This is a genomic window from Asaia sp. HumB (assembly GCF_030263835.1).
GTDB classification, from domain to species: Bacteria; Pseudomonadota; Alphaproteobacteria; order Acetobacterales; family Acetobacteraceae; genus Asaia; species Asaia bogorensis.
Map to the genome: position 1 here is coordinate 2,501,374 of NZ_JARPML010000002.1, position 14,808 is coordinate 2,516,181.

Genomic DNA, 14,808 nt, shown 5'->3' on the forward strand with positions numbered 1-14,808 from the left:
AATAAACCCCTCGGCAAGCGCCAGCCTTTTCATCAGACGGGGATAAAGGGGCAGTAATAGAGGCAGGGCTCAGTGCGCGCTGCCATAAAGCTGTTCGGGCGTAACTTCCGGCGCGGTCGTATCCCGCAGCCCCTCAGGGACGACTTCATGATAGAAGCAGCTGCGACGGCCAGTGTGGCAAGCCACGCCTGTCTGGTTCACGAGCAGCAGCACCGCATCGCGATCGCAATCCAGCCGGGCCGAAACAAGGGTCTGGCGCTGCCCAGAGCTCTCGCCCTTGCGCCACAGCCTGTTGCGGCTGCGTGAATAGTAGCAGACCTGACCGGTTGCGAGCGTCTCGGCCAGTGCCTCGCGGTTCATCCAGGCCAGCATCAGAACATCATGCGGCGCCTCTGCCGCCTGGGCGAGGGCCGTAATCAGCCCGTCCTCATTGAAACGCACCGTATCGAGCAGGGTGTCGATCGTCTGCTGATCGGGGGGGAGGTAGCTCATGATGCTTCGTCCTGAAACCAGTCGGGAATGATGGGTGTGAGGGTCACTCCCTCATGATGCACGGGCGTTGTCCAGACCTCGCGACGCAAAAAGGCAAGGCCACGCCGCCCGATACTGCTGCGCATCTGACCGATCTCGCGCCCCTCAGCCATCAGGATGGTACCGCAGGGGGGGAGGGGACCATCACCCTGCACGGGCAGCAGACGCTTTTTCACCAGCCCACGGTAATGGGTACGGGCGGTGAGTTCCTGCCCCATATAGCACCCCTTGGTAAAGGAGATGCCGTGCAGCCAGTCGAAATTCGCCTCGATCAGCAAGGTCTTCTCGCTCTCGCAATCCTGCGCATCGGGCAGGCCCAGCGAGAGGCGGTGGGCATGATAGGCGGTGAGATCGGCCTGATCGGCAGTGTCAGATCCCTCAGTGACACGGCGCCATCCTGCATCGGGATGTCTCGGGTCACGACGTGCGCCCTCGTGGGGGGTGTCATCCCAGAGGGCTTCCACGGAAAGAGCGGTCCGTTCCAGCGCCACGTCAGCCCTCAGGCGGAACCGCATCAACCGGCTGATCAGGAAATCGGCATGATCGGCGGGTACGTCGAGCAGAAGGCGCTCGTTCTCATGCCATAAAAGGAAATCCGAAAGGTAGCGGCCCTGAGGCGTGAGATAGCCTGTCCATATCAGAGCCTCATCTGAGGCAGCATTGACGTCGTTCGACACCAGTCCCTGAAGAAAGCTCACCCTGTCCCGGCCACTGAGGGAGAGAATAACGCGATCCGTGAGCCATGCTCTTGCCATTTTCATTCTCCAATTCGGACAGTATTGAATGGAGATGCGGGTTGCAGCCCGCTGAAACAAGAGAGAAAATGTGAAAGCGACGCATGCGTTATTCGTGCGTTGGCTCATCAACGCAAGTCATTCCCCTCAGGAGGGGATATCCTGGGAGGCGTGACTTTTGCCAGTTTCCGAGATCATTGACCCGGCAGATCCCGAAGCCGAAACGAGAAGACGCCGCCTGATTGAACTTGTCGGCCCGATCTTTGGCGTTGTTCTTGTCATTGTGGTCATTGTTGTTGTCACGCTTCATTCCTATCACAAGACGCGCGACGGGGTGATTGCGCTCACCCGCGATCTGTTGCGCGAGGAACAGAAAAACCTGACGCAGCAGGTTTCAGACTATCTGGCCCCCGCTCCGGCGACTGCAACGGTGGCGCGTGACCTGCTGACCGATCCGGTGACGGATGAGCCACCCCAGGTCTTTCTGAATTATGGCGCATCCATGCTGCGCAATGTCGAGCAGGTGGAGAGCTTCTATCTTGCCGATGATCGTGGCTCGTTCTGGTTTATCGATCGTGCGCCAAAGGATATCGCCGATGGCATGGAATGGGTGCATCTGCTGCGGGACAAGAATGTTTTCCGGCACTGGTATTATGACAGGAACAATGTGCTTGTCCGCACGAGTGACACGCCGGGCAAGAATTATGATCCGCGTCAGCGCCCCTGGTACAAGGGTGCCTTCGAGCACCCGGACCTGAACTGGTCCGACCCCTATCCCACCGTTGCCACAGAGCAGTTGATCGTCACTGCGGCCAGCGTCCTGCATACATCCGATGGGCATCAGGCCGTCTTTGCCATCAATATCTCGCTCAACCGCCTGACGGATTTCCTCGCAGCCATCAAGATTGGCAAAAGCGGGCAGGCGGTCGTGGTGGACAAGGAGGGGCGTCTGATTGCAGGCAGTCATCTGCTGGATGTGGCGCGAAAGGCGAACTGGCAGTTCGACAAGATGCAGCTCAACCCCGCTACGCAGCCGGTTTTCACACGCGCGCTCTCGCTGTTCCACATTTACGGGGCGGGCGTGCACCTCATCAAGGCACATGACACGCAATACGTCGCCATCATGGCCTCGCTGCACAAGATCAGGCCAGGATGGGTGTTGCTGCTGAACGCGCCAGAGGACGATTTTGCGGCCTTCGCTGCCGCGGCAGGGCGGCAGGGCTTCCTTTTCTCGATGGTGATTGTCGTGCTGGCCGGGCTGCTGGCAGGGTTTCTGGTTCGTCAGAACCGCCGGACCGAAAGTCTGCGTCGCCAGATCCGGTATGAACGCGCCCAGGTCAAGGCCGAGAGCAACGCGCTCAATGCCATGGCGGGGACGCCTCATCTCCTCGACCCCGGACACGACGCCCCGCTTCTGACACAACGCCTGGCCGAACTGGCCCGGGCAAGGCGTGTGAGCCTCTGGCGTTCGGTTGGTGAGGAGGAGCGCCTTTTGTGTGAAGACTCCTATGACCGGACGACTGATGCCCATAGTGCGGGCATGGAACTGGCCCATAGCGATCTCAAGAACTTTTTTGCCATGTTGATGTCGGGTGAGGTGATCGAGAGCGATCACGCCTCGGCACAGGAGGGGCTGCGCACCTTCCAGCGCATGGTCATGAGCCAGATCGGCTCGAAATCGGTCTATATCCAGCCCATTCTGGCCAGAGGTACGGTTATCGGCATGGTGGTGCTGGAAGACGCTGCCCGTCCCCATGCAGTCTCGCACATCATTGCGATTGTTGCCGAGATTGCGGCCGTCCGTTTTGCAAGCATGAGGGCCGATGAGGCGTCAGCCGGAAAGCCGGAGCAGACGCAACGCGAGGATTATGGTGCCATCACCACGCGACTGAATGAAGGCTTCATTGCCGCACCCGGCGAGAGCAGCGCTGGCGGTCTCAAGGCGGGGCAATATGCAATGGTCCCGGTGGCGACAGTCCTGTTCCAGGACTCGAAGTCGGAAGCAACTGTCGATCTGATCCCGATCGTCCAGACGCTGGTGGAGCGGTTTCAGGACGTCATCCAGCATGCCGGGCTGTTTTCGGCTCAGGTTCTGGGTGGCAGGCTCGTGCTGATTGGCGGGTGTTCACAGGACCCTGATCCCGATGCGGCACGGCGTGTTGCCGATGCACTGCTGGCGTTGCGTGAACTGGCGCTTGTGACACTGTCCGACGCCGAACTTACCCCGAGCTTCCGTATTGGTCTCGATGTCGGGCAGGCCTTCGGGGCGACGCTGGGTCAGGATCCGGGCGTGTTCAATATCTGGGGCGAGGCACCTCAGACATCGGAGCTGCTGGCCATCAGTGCACCTGACTCAGGGACAATCCAGGTGTCGGAGGCCGCCCATGCGTTGCTGCGCGACTACTATCTGTTCCGGCCACGCGGCATGTTCTACCTGCCGGGCCTTGGCATCACCAACACCTATGTTCTGGCAGCTAAGCGTTGAGTGACGAAATTCCCCTCTATAGGCGCCTGCTGCGCCGTCTGGGTGCGCTGACAAGGCGACAGATGCGGTTCTCGCTCATGCTCGTCGGGGCGAGCTGGGGCGTGGTACGTGAGGCGCTGCGCCCGACTTCGTGGCGCCGTACGGTACTGCATGAGTTCAAGAACACGCTGCGGCAGGCCGCGGGCGGTGGGCTGTTCAGTACGCTTTTCACGGCGGCGCTGACGGGGTTCGGCATTGTGGCGCAGGCGATCTACTGGCTGGGCATTGCCGGCATGGCCGATAGCACGGACTCTCTGCTGGCTACCGTGCTCGTGCGTGAAATCGCCCCGGTTCTCGTGGGCATCATCCTGCTGGGCCGGAGCGCCATGCTGAGCCTGACGCAGCTTGGACAGCTGACGCTGGGCGGTGAATTGCGAGCGCTTCAGGCTCAGGGGATCGATCCGTTCATGACACTGGTCATGCCACGTGCGCTGGCGATGATGCTGAGCTCCTTCACGCTGGGTATGGTGTTCAGCATCATCTCGCTGTCGGTAGGATACGGCGTCTGCCGCGTTCATTCCGTCATCACCATGCCGCTCTGGACGTTCCTCTACGATATCGTCGGGGCGATGAAGCCGATCGATTATCTCGGGATCCCCCTCAAGCTCACGATCAGCGGATTTCTGCTGAGCCTTGCCACGCAGCTGACCGGCCTCGATGCCACGCGCTCGGATACGATTGCGACCCTTCTGCCGCGTGGTTTTGCTCGCGGTATTCTCGTGATCATGGTCGTCAATGTCGTGCTCGGGGTGACAGTCGCATGACCGACGACCTTTCCGCCGTACTGGAATTGCGCGAAGCCCGCCCGGTTTTCGAAGAAAGCGGTCTGACTTCTATTCCCTATTCGTTGCGCCTGATGCCGGGCGACTGCATGCTGATTGCCTGTCGTGATTCCGAACGCACCACGCGTTTTGCGGATCTTTGCGCGGGCATGGCGCCGCTCGTCTCGGGACAGGTGCTGTGCCAGGGGCTTGATTGGGAAGCGCTGGCCGAGCCCCGGGCCTGGGCACTGCGAGGGCGTATCGGCCGTGTGATGCAGCAGGGAGCCTGGATCGACCTGTTTGGCACCGATCTCAATATTCTTCTGCAACAGCTGCATCATACGCGTACGCCGACCGAGGAACTGATCGATGAGGCAATTGCGCTTTCCAGACGATTTGGCCTGCCGGGTCTGCCGACATTGACCCCGGGACGGCTGAGCGTGGCTGATCGGGCCAAGGCGGCCTGTGTGAGAGCCTTTCTGGGAGAGCCAAAGCTGCTCTTGCTGGAAGATCCGGTGGAGCTGGAGACTGCTGATATGATGACTGCCTTCCTTGCCGAGCTGACAGCGGCACGTGAGCGAGGCTGTGGCGTGATCTGGTTTTCCCGCGAACCGGATCTGTGGCGTGGCTATCATGCTGAGGGAACGCAGCGATACAGGTTGCTGGATGAGGGTCTGTTACCAATGAAGCAGGTGGTCTGATGTTTCGTGTCCGTTCAAACGCCAACACTGACAGCCGCACCCGTCCTTTGTTGCGCATCCGCTATGCCGATGAATGGGTCGGTATGCTGGTCGTCGCGACGTTCGGCCTGTTCATATTCGCAATCATTGAGGCCGGTGTCCTGCGAGATTGGCTGACGCCCTCAGGCAAGCTGCATTTCAACCTGCCTGAGAGCGGTATCGCGGGCCTGGCTGTGGGAAATGACATCGAGCTTATGGGGATCCGTATCGGCTCGATCCGCGCGGTGAAGATCAACCCGCATGGTAATATGTACGCCATTGCGGATATCGACCCGCAATTCGAGCCCTATATCCGCAAGGACAGCCGCGCCATCATCCGTCATCGCTTTGTCGTGGCCGGAGCAAGCTATATCGAGCTTGAGCGCAGCAAAGGCCCGGCGATGGACTGGGAGTTTGCCGAGCTTGAAGCCACGGTCGAACCCAACCCGGCTGATATGATTACCAAGACCATCAGCGATATTCGTGCGGGCATGATGCCGAGCCTGCACAATGCCGACAAGATCATGGCTGACCTCGCTGCCGTGACGACATCCATCCGCAACGGTAAAGGTACAGTCGGTGGGCTGATGATGGATGACACGCTGCTTAAACATGCGGATGAGGTGATCAGAACACTTCAGGCCTCCATAGCGCAACTCAAGCCGATCGAGGCTCAGATATCAGGCGTTCTGAAGCAGACACAGGGCACGATGGATAACCTGCGTTCAAGCAGCAATGACGTGAAGAAAGCCACGCCGCAGCTCAAGGACACGATGGCGCATCTGAATGACGCAAGTGCCCAGCTTCCGGCACTGCTGACACAGGCACAGGCCACGACCATCAGCCTCAAGCGGCTGACCGACCAGCTGCGTGGTCTCTGGATCCTGGGCGGCAGCTCAGGCAAGGCCCCCGCGCGCAGGCTCCCCGCCGGAGATATCAAGCCATGAAGAGGTCGCGTTTCCTGTTCCTCCGGACATTGATGGGGGTAACGGCCCTGACGGGCTGCGGCGGTGTTGGCAGCAAGGATGCGGCACGTCCCGATCAGGATTATCTGAATGCTATGGAGGTCGGGCGCGACTCATTCGGCCTGACCCATGCAGATCAGGCTAAAACACAATTCGAGAATGCGTATAGCAGAGCCCTGCTTCGCGATGATGTCCTCGCCATACGTGATGCCGGTTATAATCTGGCTGTTGCAAACCTTGCGATGGGCGATGCGAAAGCAACGCTCGATACCGTGGGCCGGGTTCATGGTGACATGACGCTGCGCGGCGACGCCCCCAGCCCGGCGCTCGATCTCGTTGCCGTAGCGGCCTATTGCCGGCTTGGACAAAATGCTCAGGCAATCGATCTGGCGCACAGGATCAGCACTGACGACCCGGCACTTATGGAGAGACGCGCATTCCTGATGGGTATTGCTGCTGACGGAGTGGGGGATACGGGCCTTCTGGCGACCTCGCTGAATGTCCTGCCAGTGTCACCCAGACCGCCGAGGCTGGAACAGGCGGACAGAGCCGAGCTGACGTCACGTCTCGCACTGCGTCAGGGGCATTATGACCAGGCTGAGTCTGAGGCGATCAAGGCGATCGATCTGCGTCGCGACATGCAGGATTATCGCGGCATGGCCCGAGCGCTCGATGGTGCAGCGCGTGCAGCTCAGGCTGCCGGCAGGAGCGGGCAGGCAGCAGCATACCACCAGCGTGCTGCCGAAAGCCGTGCTCAGGTCAGTGACAAGAGCTGAGCACATCGCGACTGTCTCAGTAGGGAAGAGACGGCATCACAGTATTGCGGCGGGCTGGTTCGTCAGGCCCTTGCCATCCGTCTGGCGCAGGGAAATGGCCGTGAGGATCAGACAGGCCAGCACCCCGGCGACCGAGGCTGTGCCAAACCACATCATCACGCCATAGAGGGTTCCACCCTTGCAGCATAGATAAAGGGCCAGCAGGGGCAGGAATAGCCTGCAGGGATGGAGCATGACGCGGGGCAGGGCTGGCAGGGCCAGGATACGGCACATCTTGGGTTGCAGGAACCCATGTGCGGCGAGGGCGACAATCCAGAGCAGGATCGCAGAGGATAAGATCATGGGGTGACGAGCCTGCGATGGATGAGGAAAGCGATCAGTCCGAAACCCAGCACTGTCAGATCGACAGCCTTGTAGACATCGAGGCAGGTCAGGAAATTGGCGGTGTTGCGGGTCAGCAGATCGAGCGGCAGCAGTGCCGCCGAGAACGCCGCGAACAGGAAGAACTGCTCGTTCCAGCCGTACCGTGCCCTATTGGTGAAACTGCGGAAAACCCCGTGAAGCAGGGCAAGCGCCCAGACGACGAAGAAGGTGCGGATTTCCAGATGACTACGGTCGGGGAGATCGGCCCAGAGAAGGCGATTGGCCCAGAGATACGCCAGAGCGGCCAGGGGAAGCCCTGTCGTCACAGCAATGGTCAGAGACTCTGCCAGACGAAAGCCGAAGGTCCTCGCCTTTTTGGGCCGGTGCTTCATCAGGAAAATCACGAGCCCCCCCGACATCATGGCGCTACCGATTACACCGCTGATGAAATAAAGCCACCGCAGGGGCAGTGGCGCCCAGCGTATGAAATGCAGCCCACGCAATATGCCGCCGAGGCGATGAAGCGTATCCGGTGCCCGGACCGTCTTGAGCAACGTGCCGTCTTTCTCGGAGAATTCCAGATGATCTCGTGTCAGGGCGAAGGAAGCTGAATCCGCCTTTGTCATCGAGACCTTACCGTGATCGAACAGGACAAGCCCTATTGAACCACTGCCAAACACGTCCTCCGCCCTATGGAACATGGGGGCTAGCGGCGCGGTGACCGTCTCAGCTTCGTTTGCGTCTGGCGAGAGGGGCATGGTTGAGGCAGGGTGGGGCCCTTCGGGTGCAGGCCGTTCGGCTGTGCGATGCGATAGCCCTTCTGCCCTGGCGCGGCCATGCGACCCAGCGCCAGCCTGCGGGCGGCCATGATGGCCCGTGCTGAACATGGGGAAAAGACGGGGGGCATGGATGACGGCGCCCGTATAGGCCATCATGACCATAAAGGGCAGGAAAAGCAGGCCTGCAAGGATATGGGCGTCCATGAAGGCGCGGTTTTTCGAGGCAAAAGGTCTGAAAAGCAGAAGATCGCTGAAAATCGACCTGAAATGGATTACGATACCCGAGCCCACCGCCACCAGCAGGCCGATAGCGGCGATTTCGGTCAGCATATTGCCCCAGAAGGGGCCGTAATACAGCGAATGGTGCAGATCGAAGAAAAGCTGACCGCCTCCCGTCTGACGCGTCGCCACCGGAAACGCATCCTGAGGACGGTATGCAGACCCGATAAAGGCATGACCATCATAATGCTGGATCCGTATGATCGGATCGCGTGGGGTGGGCAGCGTGATGAAGGCATTCTGACCCTCGTCGCGCAACTCTGCAGCAATGGTTCCAACCTGATTGAGCGCCTCATCACTCATTGGCTGAGCGACATAATGGGATAATTCAGGCTGCATCCAGCGCGTCAGCTCGGTGTCGAACAGGGCAAGGCTTCCGCCCGTGAAGATCACCACCAGAATGACGCCGCCGATGAAGCCGACCCATTCATGAAGCCAGCCCATTCTGATGCGTAGAGTATCGCGCATCAGTGCGTTCCGAACTGTGAAACAAGAGTGACGAGGGGCAGCAGCCACGTCGTGAGAGGCATCTGACGTGCAGGAAGCGTTGTCACCCGCCGCGGGGGCAGGCTGAATGCCACCAGCACCGTGACAGGAAGGAGCGCGAAGACGGTCAGGAAGCCGACGATCATGAGCGGTTCGCCCCCATAATGCCTGAACATGGCCATAACGCCCAGGCTAGCAGCGTACCCTACGATCATACCAAGGACGAGGCGCCGGACCCATGAACGAATGTGTTTCCAGCCCTGTTTGTAACTGAGACTCTTTCGCATGTGCTTCCTGTGCAACAGCGCCTAGCTTCGCGACGCGATTATCGCAGGTCAGGACAAAGTTTAGTTGCGAGCGTTTCTTATTCGCGTCTATTTGGCCGCGTCATTTATCCCTTGTCAATGAGATTAGCCTCTTGAGCCTGCTCACCTTGTCCGCCCTGAACCCCGGAATGCCGCGTCCACGACGTCTGGCACTTTCTGCCCTGCTCATGCTGTCTGCAACCCTGCCGTGCCAAGCTTTCGCACAGGATCAGACACCCGCGCAGGCACAATCGCAATCGGGGGCGGTGAAAGACAGTCAGAAAAGCGCGAGAGAGGTTAACAAGGCGCGTCGCCAGGCTCTGACCAGCGATGAGCAGATCGAGGTCAAGGCGCAGCGTCAGAACCGTATGGAAGTGAAGTCAGGCGGTAATCTGGGTGCGCTGGGCAACAAGAAGGGGCTGGATGTGCCCTTCAACGTGCGCAGCTACACTTCGGCGCTGATTCTCAACCAGCAGTCCCAGACGCTGGGCGAGGTGCTGATGAATGACCCGACCGTGCGTACAACGCTCGGTTACGGCAATTTCTCCGAACAGTTCGTGATCCGCGGCTTCCCCGTCTATGGCGATGACGTGGCGATTGACGGGCTTTACGGCATCACGCCGCGCCAGCTCGTCTCGCCCCAGCTTTACGAACAGGTGCAGGTGCTCAACGGCGCCTCGGCGTTCCTCAACGGTGCCGCACCGGGTGGTACGGCACAGGGCGGCAATATCAATCTCGAATTCAAGCATGCCGGCGATACCCCCCTGACGCGTGTTACGGGCGACTACACCAGCTCCTCGATGGGCGGAGGCGCTGTCGATGTGGGTCGACGCTTTGGCCAGGACAAGCAGTTCGGGGTGCGGATCAACGTTGCAGGTCGTAGCGGTGTTGCGGCCATCGACCGGGAGAAGCGCCATCAGGTTGCAGTAGGTGGCGGTTTCGACTGGCATGACCGGGCAGAACGCACGCGTGTTACCGTGGACATGGCCTATGAGAACCAGGGCGTGAATGGCGGGCGCGGTGGCGTGTTCCTGAGCGGCGCGACCTCAGTACCGAAAGTGCCGGGCGCAGGATCGAATTACGGTCAGCCCTGGACCTACACGGAGCTGAACTACATCTATGGCAAGCTGAAGGTGGAGCATGATTTCAGCAAATATCTGACGGCTTATGCGCAGTTCGGCGGTCTGGGGGGCAACGAGAAGGGCAATTACGGTAGCACCTATGTCACCAACAGCCAGACCGGGGCGGGTTATAACGGGGCCATGTATGTGCCCTATGTGCAGACCAATGAAAGCACACAGGCCGGGCTGCGCTCGCACTTCAACACGGGTGGCATCAAGCACGAAATCAATGCCGGTGGGTCTGGCCTGTGGGAGGAAAATGCTTCCGCCTACGCTCTCGCTCTGACGAGGCAGGCCACGAACATCTATAATCCGACGCTTTATAATGCGTCGCAGCCCGAAACGTATATTGGCGGAAATATCGAAAATCCGCAGAAGAACAACACCACGCGTCTGTGGAGCCTTTTCTTCTCTGATACCGTCTCGGCATTTCATGACCGCGTCGCGCTGACGGCAGGCTTTCGCTATCAGTCGATCAAGACAGTCGCCTATAATTACGGCAACGGCACAACCTCTTACGATCAGGGAGCATTCACGCCCGTTGTGGGGCTTGTTGTGCATCCTACACGCCAGACGTCGATCTATTTCAATCGCATCGAGGGACTGGCACCCGGCCCTCAGGCCAGCGGCCAAGTTGTCAATCTGGGGCAGATTTTCCCACCTTACCAGACGGTCCAGTACGAGCTTGGGGCGAAATACGATATCGGCCGTTTCTCGACGGCGGTTTCGATTTTCCAGATCGACAAGCCCAACGCCTACAGCGTTGCTATTCCCGGCACGAGCACCAGCATTTTCTCGGTCGATGGGTTGCAGCGTAATCGTGGTATCGAGTTCACCGTCAATGGTGAAATCTTCAAGGGTCTGCGCTTCAACGGTGGTACCTCGATCATCGACGCGGATCAGCGTCGCACGTCGGGCGGGCTGTACAATGGCAACCGTGTGATCGGCGTGCCGGGTTACACGATCAACGGTAATCTTGAATATGATTTGCCGTTCATTCGTGGCGCGACGCTTACGGGGCGTGTGATCCAGACCGGCCATCAATATGCCGATAATCTCAACAAGATGCGTGTGCCAAACTGGACGCGTTTCGATGTGGGCGCACGCTACAGCTTTGTTGTGGAGCACAAGGCCATCACGACCCGTCTGGGTGTCGATAACCTTGCCAATACGCGTTATTGGGAAAGCGCATTCGGTGGTTATCTGCTTCAGGGCCTGCCGCGTACGTTCAAGTTCTCTGTCACCGCCGATTTCTGAGCGGGTCACGGGGCAAGCTGAGCCTCGCCCCCGGCCATCCGGGATGGCCGAATGACGATTGTTCCAGAGCCAGCCTTCGGGCTGGCTTTTTTCATGGAGCCTCGTTGTCAGTCAGATCGGGTGTGCGCTCTAAGCGGAGATGCGCGACTCACCCAGACGGTACCTGCTCGGCGATTTGAAATCTTCAGCAGACACAAGCCCCTGATCTGCCGCTCACTGAGCAGCGCCGCAGGCCATCGCGCTCATATCATTTATCACAGGCCAGCTCTCGCCAAAGTCCCGGATAAACATCAGGGATGAAAGGGGCCCACGCCCCTTCCCGGGGTGCGGGGCAGAGCCCCTGCGCCGTCGCATACAGAAAAGGCCGATCCCTTTGCAGGAACCGGCCCCTCCAAGCCGTACCGAACCAGACCGGTTCAGTGCCCTTCGGTCATCGGTTTCATGCCGAGGCTCGCCAGAAGCTTGCGGTCGCGATGCTCGGCGGGGTTGGGGGTAGTCAGCAGCTTGTCGCCGCAGAAGATCGAGTTGGCGCCGGCGAGGAAAACCAGGGCATGCGCTTCGTCGCTCATCAGTTCGCGGCCTGCGGCAAGGCGTACATGGCTGGCAGGCATGGTGATGCGCGCAGCGGCCACGACGCGGGCGAAGGTGATGGGATCAACAGCCTCGGCTTCAGCGAGTGGTGTGCCCTCGACGCGTACGAGCAGATTGATCGGCACGCTTTCAGGGTGTTGGGGCAGGGAGGCGAGGGTTGCGATCAGGCCTGCGCGGTCGCTCTCATCCTCACCCATGCCGACGATACCGCCGCAGCAGACATTGATGCCGGCATCGCGCACGTTCGAGAGTGTGTCGAGGCGGTCCTGATAGGTGCGTGTGGTGATGATCTTGTCGTAATATTCAGGCGAGGTGTCGAGGTTGTGGTTGTAGTAGTCGAGGCCGGCCTCTTTAAGGCGGCGCGACTGCTCGCCATCGAGCATGCCGAGCGTCACGCAGGTTTCGAGCCCGAGTGACTTCACGCCTTCGATCATGGCGCACACGGTGTCGAGGTCACGCTCCTTGGGGGAGCGCCAGGCTGCCCCCATGCAGAAACGTCCGGCACCGGCAGCCTTGGCGGCCCGCGCTTCGGTCAGCACTTTTTCGACGGCCATGAGGCGTTCGGCCTTCACGCTCTTTTCGTGCAGGGCGCTCTGGGGACAATAGGCGCAATCCTCGGGGCAGCCGCCTGTCTTGATGGAGAGGAGCGTCGAGATCTGCACGCGGGTGGGATCGAAATAGGCACGATGGGCCATCTGGGCGCGGAAGATCAGTTCGGGGAAGGGCAGGTCGATCAGTGCCGCAACTTCATCGCGAGTCCAGTCATGCCTGATCTCGGGTTTCCAGCCGGCCTGGATGTCGTGCCCGTGGGCGCGTATTTCACGAGGGAGGACCGGGTCGCGTGTCAGGGTATCGAGGGACATGCGGGGCATGGCTCCAAAACATTTGAAAAGGAAAAGCTCAGGCAGCGATGCCACAGCAAGGGGGCGCTTGTCACGCGCCTGCGCGAGAACTCTACCCAAAATGGCCGGGACATGTCATCTAGGCGTCATGAAACATTGGCGCATCGATCAGATGGACTGGGATGCCTTTGATGCATCCCGCGTGGACCCGGATCTGATTCCGGTCATCAAGGCTGCGGCGGTGGTCGAGCGGAACGGGCTCGATTACGCCGTGTACCTCGGTAATGTCTTTGTCGGTGACCCTGATTTCCGGCAGGCCGCCGACAACTGGGCGGTCGAGGAAGTCCAGCATGGGGATGCGCTGGGCAAATGGGCTATGCTGGCCGATCCGAGCTGGGACTATATGAAGGCGTTTGAGCGTTACCGGGCGACCTATCATATCGAGCAGGATGTCGACGCGTCGATCCGCGGGTCGCGCACGGGCGAGCTTATTGCGCGCTGCATGGTCGAAACCGGCACCTCGTCATTCTATACTGCTATGGCAGATGCAACGGATGAGCCGGTGCTCAAGGCCATCTGCAAGCAGATTGCGGCTGACGAATACCGTCATTTCAAGCTGTTCTATGACCACATGCACCGTTATCTCAAGCGCGAGAAGCTCAGCGTGTGGCAGCGGACAAAGATTGCGCTGGGGCGTGTGACGGAAAGCGAGGATGACGAGCTCGCGACCGCCTATTACACCACCAACATGCCTGCCAACACGCCCTATGATCACAAGAAATGTATCGCGGCGTACATGGCGCGGGCGATGGGCTATTATCAGCCCAAGCACATCAATCGTGTGACCAGCATGATCTTCAAGACCATCGGCTTCACGCCGCACTCGAAAGTGCAGGTGCTGATTGCCAGGGCGATGTATCAGCTGATCCAGTTCAAGGCGAAGCGCTTCCGCAAGGCTATCGCAGCCTCGTAACGAAAGCGTTTTCTCTCCTACCGAGAATTAAGCCCTCCCGAGCGGGTTTCGTGGTCTAATGTCAGACGAACGGAACCGACTCAATTGGAGGGCTACCCTTGTCGCTCACTTTCACACGCCTTCGCCTTATGGGGGCAGCACTCACTGCGCTCCTCCCCGTGGCCGCCAGCTTCTGTGTGACATCGGCAATGGCTGATCCCTATTCCCTGCCGATCGCGTCGTCAGGTCCGGTAAGTCTGCCCCCGGTTGCTGATGATGGCACGATTGCCGCCCGTCAGCTCGCAGCGCAGGTGGGTCTCCCCCAGTTCACGGCGTCCAGCTGGCGGCCGGGGCTTTTGCGGCACGTCGTGATGTTCCGCTACAAGCCGGGCACCACCAATGCCATGCGCGCTGAAATCACCTCGCGTTTCCTGAGGCTTGTGCAGGATTCACGCCGTCCCGACGGGTCTCACCCCGTGCGGTCGATCGAGATGGGTGTGCAAAACAGCGGGGAAGGCGTGGATGCAGGTTTGCAGCAGGCCTTCATTGTGACTTTCGCTTCAGAAGGCGATCGCAATTACTATGTTGGCAAGCCTGTCGTGATGGATCCGGCGTGGTTTGATCCTGCGCATGAGGCATTCAAGGAATTTGCAGGCCCGTCACTCGAAAAGGTGGTGGTTTTCGACTTCAACGTGCTGGCTTCTGCGACCCTGGAACCAACTTCGCGCAAGGCAAACACACGGACTCGCCGTTAAACAAAATCTGTCATAACGTTGCATGATGTGTCCCGCGCCAGAAATGGGCGGGATGGTGTTGAACCTGC

14 protein-coding genes are annotated in these 14,808 nt (G+C 59.7%); 8 read left to right on the plus strand and 6 right to left on the minus strand.

Annotated elements, in window-relative coordinates:
* Positions 1–69: 69 nt before the first annotated feature.
* Positions 70–492 carry a phosphoribosyl-AMP cyclohydrolase gene (gene hisI, locus P5689_RS12300; RefSeq protein WP_023978110.1) on the minus strand — a complete coding sequence of 141 codons (423 nt, stop codon included), beginning with the start codon at positions 490–492 and terminating at the stop codon, positions 70–72.
* A complete protein-coding gene (locus P5689_RS12305) occupies positions 489–1,286 on the minus strand; it encodes a folate-binding protein YgfZ (protein ID WP_023978109.1) in 798 nt (265 codons plus the stop codon). Before P5689_RS12305 ends, hisI begins: the two co-directional genes overlap by 4 nt.
* Positions 1,287–1,443: 157 nt before the next feature.
* On the opposite strand from P5689_RS12305, the gene P5689_RS12310 reads away from it, so the two are divergent.
* Genes P5689_RS12310 through P5689_RS12330 form a run of 5 tightly spaced genes read left to right on the plus strand, consistent with a single transcriptional unit; the run spans position 1,444 to position 7,010 of the window.
* Complete coding sequence (locus P5689_RS12310) at positions 1,444–3,750, plus strand: cache domain-containing protein (RefSeq protein ID WP_023978108.1); 2,307 nt, start codon at positions 1,444–1,446, stop codon at positions 3,748–3,750.
* A complete protein-coding gene (locus P5689_RS12315; protein ID WP_035439481.1) occupies positions 3,747–4,553 on the plus strand; it encodes an ABC transporter permease in 807 nt (268 codons plus the stop codon). Before P5689_RS12310 ends, P5689_RS12315 begins: the two co-directional genes overlap by 4 nt.
* Positions 4,550–5,251 (plus strand): ABC transporter ATP-binding protein, encoded by a 702-nt coding sequence (locus tag P5689_RS12320; protein ID WP_285533372.1) that lies wholly within the window; start codon positions 4,550–4,552, stop codon positions 5,249–5,251. The genes P5689_RS12315 and P5689_RS12320 overlap by 4 nt, the downstream gene beginning before the upstream one ends.
* Positions 5,251–6,216 carry an MlaD family protein gene (locus P5689_RS12325; protein WP_023978105.1) on the plus strand — a complete coding sequence of 322 codons (966 nt, stop codon included), beginning with the start codon at positions 5,251–5,253 and terminating at the stop codon, positions 6,214–6,216. Before P5689_RS12320 ends, P5689_RS12325 begins: the two co-directional genes overlap by 1 nt.
* Positions 6,213–7,010: a hypothetical protein gene (locus P5689_RS12330; RefSeq protein WP_023978104.1), complete on the plus strand. Its 798-nt coding sequence runs from the start codon at positions 6,213–6,215 to the stop codon at positions 7,008–7,010. The genes P5689_RS12325 and P5689_RS12330 overlap by 4 nt, the downstream gene beginning before the upstream one ends.
* A gap of 36 nt (positions 7,011–7,046) precedes the next feature.
* Here the strand turns inward: P5689_RS12330 and P5689_RS12335 are convergent, their stop codons facing one another.
* The 3 genes from P5689_RS12335 to P5689_RS12345 are packed head-to-tail and all read right to left on the minus strand — an operon-like array spanning position 7,047 to position 9,093.
* A complete protein-coding gene (locus P5689_RS12335) occupies positions 7,047–7,352 on the minus strand; it encodes a hypothetical protein (RefSeq protein WP_023978103.1) in 306 nt (101 codons plus the stop codon).
* Positions 7,349–8,899, minus strand: a complete 1,551-nt coding sequence (locus tag P5689_RS12340) for a PepSY domain-containing protein (protein WP_023978102.1) — start codon at positions 8,897–8,899, stop codon at positions 7,349–7,351. Before P5689_RS12340 ends, P5689_RS12335 begins: the two co-directional genes overlap by 4 nt.
* The gene (locus P5689_RS12345; RefSeq protein WP_152530166.1) at positions 8,899–9,093 is read right to left on the minus strand and encodes a hypothetical protein; all 195 of its coding nucleotides are present in this window, start codon (positions 9,091–9,093) and stop codon (positions 8,899–8,901) included. The genes P5689_RS12340 and P5689_RS12345 overlap by 1 nt, the downstream gene beginning before the upstream one ends.
* A gap of 278 nt (positions 9,094–9,371) precedes the next feature.
* Between P5689_RS12345 and P5689_RS12350 the strand changes: the two genes are divergently transcribed.
* On the plus strand, positions 9,372–11,600 hold the full coding sequence (locus P5689_RS12350; RefSeq protein ID WP_408868576.1) for a TonB-dependent receptor: 2,229 nt from the start codon (positions 9,372–9,374) through the stop codon (positions 11,598–11,600).
* Between the two features lie 416 nt (positions 11,601–12,016).
* On the opposite strand, the gene bioB is transcribed toward P5689_RS12350, so the two are convergent.
* Positions 12,017–13,054 carry a biotin synthase BioB gene (bioB, locus tag P5689_RS12355; protein WP_083510944.1) on the minus strand — a complete coding sequence of 346 codons (1,038 nt, stop codon included), beginning with the start codon at positions 13,052–13,054 and terminating at the stop codon, positions 12,017–12,019.
* A gap of 127 nt (positions 13,055–13,181) precedes the next feature.
* Between bioB and P5689_RS12360 the strand changes: the two genes are divergently transcribed.
* Together P5689_RS12360 and P5689_RS12365 are read left to right on the plus strand one after the other, a co-directional pair.
* Positions 13,182–14,006, plus strand: a complete 825-nt coding sequence (locus P5689_RS12360; RefSeq protein ID WP_023978098.1) for an acyl-ACP desaturase — start codon at positions 13,182–13,184, stop codon at positions 14,004–14,006.
* Between the two features lie 98 nt (positions 14,007–14,104).
* Positions 14,105–14,740: a Dabb family protein gene (locus P5689_RS12365; RefSeq protein WP_023978097.1), complete on the plus strand. Its 636-nt coding sequence runs from the start codon at positions 14,105–14,107 to the stop codon at positions 14,738–14,740.
* The last annotated feature ends 68 nt before the right edge of the window (positions 14,741–14,808 follow it).

Excerpts from the sequence above, each read along its gene's own strand:
- P5689_RS12345 (WP_152530166.1), bottom strand. The coding sequence starts at position 9,093 with ATGTTCAGGCATTATGGGGGCGAACCGCTCATGATCGTCGGCTTCCTG.
- P5689_RS12325 (WP_023978105.1), top strand. The coding sequence starts at position 5,251 with ATGTTTCGTGTCCGTTCAAACGCCAACACTGACAGCCGCACCCGTCCT.
- P5689_RS12340 (WP_023978102.1), bottom strand. The coding sequence starts at position 8,899 with ATGCGCGATACTCTACGCATCAGAATGGGCTGGCTTCATGAATGGGTC.
- hisI (WP_023978110.1), bottom strand. The coding sequence starts at position 492 with ATGAGCTACCTCCCCCCCGATCAGCAGACGATCGACACCCTGCTCGAT.
- P5689_RS12360 (WP_023978098.1), top strand. The coding sequence starts at position 13,182 with ATGAAACATTGGCGCATCGATCAGATGGACTGGGATGCCTTTGATGCA.
- P5689_RS12335 (WP_023978103.1), bottom strand. The coding sequence starts at position 7,352 with ATGATCTTATCCTCTGCGATCCTGCTCTGGATTGTCGCCCTCGCCGCA.
- P5689_RS12330 (WP_023978104.1), top strand. The coding sequence starts at position 6,213 with ATGAAGAGGTCGCGTTTCCTGTTCCTCCGGACATTGATGGGGGTAACG.
- P5689_RS12350 (WP_408868576.1), top strand. The coding sequence starts at position 9,372 with ATGCCGCGTCCACGACGTCTGGCACTTTCTGCCCTGCTCATGCTGTCT.
- bioB (WP_083510944.1), bottom strand. The coding sequence starts at position 13,054 with ATGTCCCTCGATACCCTGACACGCGACCCGGTCCTCCCTCGTGAAATA.
- P5689_RS12320 (WP_285533372.1), top strand. The coding sequence starts at position 4,550 with ATGACCGACGACCTTTCCGCCGTACTGGAATTGCGCGAAGCCCGCCCG.
- P5689_RS12305 (WP_023978109.1), bottom strand. The coding sequence starts at position 1,286 with ATGGCAAGAGCATGGCTCACGGATCGCGTTATTCTCTCCCTCAGTGGC.